Source organism: Corallococcus sp. CA054B, from assembly GCF_003611625.1.
In the GTDB taxonomy this organism is placed as follows: Bacteria; Myxococcota; Myxococcia; order Myxococcales; family Myxococcaceae; genus Corallococcus; species Corallococcus coralloides.
Genome location: NZ_RAVY01000327.1, coordinates 1 through 6,087 on the forward strand (window position 1 = coordinate 1; position 6,087 = coordinate 6,087).

Below are 6,087 nucleotides of genomic sequence, written 5' to 3' on the forward strand. Positions count from 1 at the left end.
GGGCTGGGGCTCTCCGCGGGCATGTTCCTGCTGGGCGGGCCCGCGGAGAAGCCAGGCCTTCAACTGGGGACGGACGGGACGTCCGCCTTCGTGTCCGGGAGGTGGCCGTGAACGCGCGCGCACTTCGCCTCCTCTGGGTGGGCGGGCTGTTGGCCGCGCTCTGTGGCTGCACCGACTTTGATCAGGAGGGGCGTGAGTTCTGCCTGCGCAACCCGGAGCGCTGCGGCGTGGTGGACTCCGACGCCGGAGACGGTCAGGACGCGGGCTCCGATGACGGTGGCACGCACGACGCGGGAACGGACGACGCGGGCACGTCCCTGGCACCGCGGTTCCTGGAGGCTCCCGCGGCCTCGAACTACGTGGAGGGCGGCGGACGGCTCACCTTCCGCGTCTCCGCGCAGGACCCCCAGGGCAGCGCGCTGCGGTTCTCGTGGACGGCGAACGTCGGGACGCAGGGGGCCGCTCAGGAGACGGCCACCACGAGCCAGATTGTGTGGACGGCGCCGCGGTGCCTGGAGCCCGGCATCGTCGCGTCGTTCACCGTGACGGTCGCCAACGCCCTGGACCTGTCGGCCGTGGCGTCGTTCGTCGCCGTCGGCATCCCGGACTGCCCCACGTGGCTGCGGACGGAGAACCTGGTGATGGGCCGTTCCAGCCACACCGCGACGGTGCTGCTCTCGGGCAGGGTGCTGGTGACGGGAAGCTCGAACAGCACCGCCACGGAGTTGTTCGACCCGGCGACGGAGACCTGGACCGCCACGGGTTCCATGGTCCAGCGGCGCTCCGGGCACACGGCGACGCTGCTGCCCTCAGGACTGGTGCTGGTCACGGGAGGCGACACCGGGGCGAGCCTCACGACGTCAGCGGAGCTCTATGACCCGGTGTCGGGAACCTGGTCCGTCACCGCCAGCATGTCCACCGGTCGGTGGATGCACACGGCGACGTTGCTGCCGTCGGGCAAGGTGCTGGTGTCGGGCGGCTATTCCTCGGGCGCGGGCATCGCCACGGCGGAGGTATATGACCCCGCCGCGGGGACCTGGAGCGCCACCGGCGCCATGGCCGCCGGCCGCTCCCGGCACGCGCTCACGGTGTTGCCCTCGGGCAAGGTGCTGGTGACGGGGGGCTTCACCATGAGCGGCAGCCGCGCGGTGTCGGAGCTCTATGACCCCGCCACGGGCACCTGGACGGCCACCGGCAAGATGTCCTCGGACCGCTTCGTCCACACGGTCACGCTGTTGCCGTCGGGCAAGGTGCTGACCGTGGGAGGCAGCAGCCTGTCGGGCGCGGGAGTCGTCGCCACCGCGGAGCTCTACGACCCGGCCCTCGGCACCTGGACGGCTACGGCCAGCCTGCCCGTGGCCCTCAGTCGGCACACGGCGACGTTGCTGCCATCGGGACAGGTCCTGCTCGTGGGAGGCGCGGTGAATGGCGATGAGGAGTCCACCTCGGCGTGGCTCTACGACCCGGAGACGGCGGCGTGGACCTCGACCGTGGCGCTCAACGCTCCGCGCGGCTCGCACGAGGCCGTCCTGCTCGCGTCGGGCCGGGTGCTGGTGATGGGGGGCTCGGATGGCACCACGTATTCGCTCGCCACCGCGGAGGTGTACTCGCCGGGAAGGGATACGTGGCGCGCCACGGCCGCGCTGGCCACGGGCCGCGCCTCCCATACGGCGGTGCTGCTGCCCTCGGGGGACGTGCTGGTGGCAGGGGGAGCCTCGGCCACGGGCGCCCTGGCGTCGGCGGAGCTGTTCAATCCGAAGAGCGAGAGCTGGAGCTCCACCGGGGGGATGCTCACCGCACGCCAGGTGTTCGGGGCCGTGCTGCTGCCGTCGGGCCGGGTGCTGGCCGCGGCGGGATCCACCGACAAGGGACCCTCGGCGGGGACGGAGCTGTACGACCCGGCCGCCCGCTCCTGGGCCTCCGCTGGCAATCTGCTCGCGCCCCGCGAGGGGCACGCGCTGACGCTGCTGCCGTCGGGCCGGGTGCTGCTGTCGGGCGGCGGCAGCCCCAGCGCGCAGCTCTACGACCCGGGGACCGGGACCTGGGCCATCTCCGGCGCCCTGGCCACGGCCCGCTCGGGACACACGGCGACGTTGCTGCCGTCAGGCAAGGTGCTGGTGACGGGCGGCATGGTGCTCAGCAGCATGACCGCCACGGCGGAGCTGTATGACCCGGCGGAGGGCACCTGGAGCAACACCGGAAGCATGGCGTCCACTCGCTGCCTTCACACTGCGACGCTGCTGCCGTCGGGCCAGGTGCTGGTGGCGGGGGGAGTCGCGGCCGTGGGCTCCCTTGCCACGGCGGAGCTGTACGACCCGGGCACGGGCACCTGGACTTCCGTCGGAGGAATGTCCGAGGCGCGCGCGTGGCACACGGCGACGCTGCTGCCATCGGGCCGGGTGCTGGTGACGGGCGGCGGCAACGCGCGCGATGCGCATCTGTCCAGCGCGGAGGTCTATGAGCCGGACACCCGCGTCTGGCGGGCCACGGGCGGGCTGTCCGTGGGCCGGAGCAACCACGCGGCGACGCTCTTGCCGTCGGGCCGGGTGCTGGTCACCGGGGGCGAGGGTGAAGCAGGCCCCGTGTCCGCCACGGAGCTCTTCACCCCCTGAGGCCATGAAAGACAACGGGCCGGGCGCGCACAGAGCGCACCCGGCCCGGAAGACGGCAGGCGGTTCTTTCAGCGCGAGGCGACGGGCTGCTGCGTCTCCGGCTTCGGCTCCACGGTGGCCTTGGCGGCGTCGATGGCGGCCTGGATGTTCAGCTTGCCGCCGGTGATGACCTTGCCCTTGAGGTCCGCGTCCTGGTCCACCGTCTTGAGGATGAGGTCGCGCACCTGCACGGCCGTCAGGTCCGGGTTCTCCGCGAACATGCGCGCGGCGGTGGCGGCCACCGTCGGCGTCGCCATGGAGGTGCCGCTCATCTCCTCCCAGTCGTTGCCGGGCACGGTGCTGAACACGTCTTCGCCCACGGCGGCCAGGTCCACCACCTTGTCGCCGTGCGACGAGAAGCGGGCCAGCTTGTCGTTGTTGCGGTCCATGGACGCCACGGTGAGGACGTTGGGCAGGTCCACGTTGGCCGGCATGTCCGGCACGTTGTTCATGTTGCTGCCGTTGCCGTTGGCCGTGGCCGCGAGCAGCAGGATGTCCGCGTCCGCCAGCTTCTGGATGGCGGCCTCCCAGCGCTTCTGGGACGCAACGTCGCGGTAGGAGTCACCGAAGCTCGCGTTCGCGGCGCGGATGTTCACGCCGTGCTCGGTCTTCATCTTCACCAGGTAGTCCACCGAGCGCTCGAAGTTGGTGAGCAGGTCCGCGCCGTCGTACAGGCCGCCCACGCTCAGAATCTTCGCCTTGCCCGCGGCGATGCCGGTGTTGCCCTCGCCGTTGTCCTCGGCCGCGATGATGCCCGCCACGTGCGTGCCGTGGTCCGTGCCCTCGCCCTTGAACGGGTCGCCCTTGCCGGTGCCCACGTTGAAGCCGTGGATGTCGTCCGCGATGCCGTTGCCGTCGTTGTCGATGCCGTCCCCTTCGACTTCACCGGGGTTCGTCCACATCGCGTCGTCCAGGTCGGTGTGCTTGTAGTCCACGCCACCGTCGATGACCGCGATGACCGGCTCGCCCGTCAGCTTGGGCTTGGGCTGCGACGGGTCCACCGGCTTCGTGTCGGCGACCTTGTTCGCGCCCGGCTTCACCGCGACGTTCGCGCCGCCGAAGGCAAAGGCCGACGCCGGCACGCTGGCGCCCGGGATCGAGGGACGGCCCGTCGGGCGGTCCACGAAGTTGGAGGGACGCGCACCCTGGGAGTCGAAACCGTCACGCACCGTCAGGGGCTTCGCCTTGGGCGCCTGGGCTCGGGAGGTGGCCGTGTTGGCGGTGGGGGCGATGGAGGCGGGCGACTTGCGGTTGATTTCCATGGTGTTCCTCCGGGGGGATGAGGAGCGGCCTACTGACTCCTACATTGTCGCAGCGCGCCTTTTTAAGTTTCGTCCCCAATGGTTTTTCTGGAGGACCCCCGGGTGCACCGGACGCACGGCCTTCGTGCGCCCGGTGCGGGTGGAACGGGACTACCAGACCTTCACGCGCTGCTCAGGCGTGAGGTAGAGGCCCTGGCCGGGCTTCACGTCGAACGCCGGGTACCACGCGTCCAGGTTGCGCACGGTGGCCGCGCGGAACATGCCGGGCGAGTGCCCGTCCGTCACGAGCAGCCGGCGCAGCAGCGGTTCCCGGAACTTGCTGCGCCACACCTGCGCGAAGCCCAGGAAGAAGCGCTGCTCGCCCGTGAAGCCCTCCAGCACGGGCGCGGGCTTGCCCTCCAGGGACATCAGGTAGCCGTCATGGGCAATGGAGACGCCCGCCACGTCGGCGATGTTCTCGCCCAGCGTCAGCTCGCCGTTCAGGTTCATGTCCGGCAGGGGCTTGTACGCGTTGTACTGCGCGGCCAGCGCCTTGCCCGCGGCCTTGAACTGCTCCAGGTCCTTGGGCGTCCACCAGTTGGACAGCTTGCCCTGCGCGTCGAACTGCGCGCCCACGTCGTCGAAGCTGTGGACGATCTCGTGCCCGATGACGGAGCCGATGCCGCCGTAGTTCACGGCCGGGTCGGCGTTCGGGTCGAAGAACGGGGGCTGGAGGATGGCGGCCGGGAAGATGATGGAGTTCTGCTGCGGCGAGTTGAGCGCGTTGACCTCCTGGGGCGTCATGAACCACTCCATGCGGTTCACGGGCTTGCCCAGCTTGGCCAGGTTGCGCTGGTGCTCGAAGAGCTCCGCGCGCTCCGCGTTGCCGAAGGCGTCTCCCTTCACGATTTCCAGGCCGGAGTAGTCACGCCAGGTGTCCGGGTGGCCAATGCCCACCTGCACCGTGCCCAGCTTCTCCTTGGCGCGGGCCTTGGTCTCCGGAGACATCCACGCGAGCGCGTCGATGTGGCGGCCCAGCGCGGCCAGGATGTTGCGCACCATCAGGTCCGCCTCGGCCTTGGCGGCGGGCGGGAAGTGCTTCTCCACGTAGCGCTTGCCCACGGCCTCGCCCATGGCGAGGTTGGAGAAGTTCACGCCGCGCTTCCAGCGGTCGCTCAGCTGCTGGGCGCCAGAGAGCGTCTTCCCGCTGAAGTCGAAGCCCGCGTCCACGAAGGCCTTCGACAGGTACGGGGTGCCCTGCATGATGGCGTGGAAGGCCAGGTAGTCCTTCCACGTCTGGAGGGGCTCGCTGCCCACCAGCTTCGCGATGCCGGTGATGGCGGACGGCTGCCAGACGATGAAGTCCTTCTGGGACCCAAGCCCGGCGCTCGCGAAGTACGCGGCCCAGTCCATGCCGGGCGCCTTCTTCGCGAAGTCCGTCTGCTTCCAGGGGTTGTTCACCTTCTCCACGTCCTGCGTGTCCTGCGCGGACCAGTGGGCCTGGGCGATCTTCGTCTCCAGCCCGAAGATGGCGCGGGCCTTCGCTTCCGCGTCGGGGATGCCGGCGTTCTTCAGCTGGGTCGCGATGTGCTGCTGATACTTCTCCCGCACCTCTTTGAAGCGCGGCGTGTCCTTCAGATAGAAGTCGCGGTCCGGCAGGCCCAGGCCGCCCTGGAGGATGTACGCGACGTAGCGGCTGGGGTCGTTCAGGTCCTCCGCCACCCAGAGGCCCAGGAGGCGGTTCGTGGTGGCCTGCCCGGTGTTGAGCGGATCCACGTCGCTGCGCAGCGTGGTGCCCAGGAGCGACGCCAGGCCCTTGCGGTTGGCCACGGCGGAGATGCGGTCCAGCTCCGGCTTGAGCGGCGTGGCGCCCTTGGCCTCGATGGCGGCCTCGTCCATGAAGCTGGCGTAGAAGTCACCCAGCTTGCGCTCCTCGCTGCCAGCGGGGGCGTCCGACTTCGCGGCGGCCTCCAGGATGTCGCGCGTCTGCTTCGTGGCGTCCTCGGCCAGGCGCGTGAACATGCCAAAGGAGGAGCGGTCCGGCGGAATCACCGCGCCGTCCGCCCACTTGCCGTTGACGTAGCGGTAGAAGTCATCGCCCGGGGCGACGGAGGTGTCCATGCCCGGCGTGTCGACGCCGAAGCTTCCGAGGTACGGCTTGGGAGCGGCGGGGGCGGCCGGAGCCGGGGCCGGGG

General features: G+C 70.4%; 3 protein-coding genes. 1 reads left to right on the forward strand and 2 read right to left on the reverse strand.

Annotated elements, in window-relative coordinates; translation table 11 throughout:
* The first annotated feature begins 107 nt into the window (after positions 1-107).
* Entirely contained in the window at positions 108-2,612 is a 2,505-nt protein-coding gene (locus D7V80_RS39890) for a kelch repeat-containing protein (RefSeq protein WP_233586072.1), read from the forward strand.
* Positions 2,613-2,680: 68 nt separating this feature from the next.
* Here the strand turns inward: D7V80_RS39890 and D7V80_RS39895 are convergent, their stop codons facing one another.
* On the reverse strand, positions 2,681-3,913 hold the full coding sequence (locus tag D7V80_RS39895; protein WP_120593005.1) for a S8 family serine peptidase: 1,233 nt from the start codon (positions 3,911-3,913) through the stop codon (positions 2,681-2,683).
* A 150-nt stretch (positions 3,914-4,063) separates the two neighbouring features.
* Positions 4,064-6,087: M13 family metallopeptidase (locus D7V80_RS39900; protein WP_147447380.1), on the reverse strand; the 2,024-nt coding region annotated here is incomplete at its 5' end.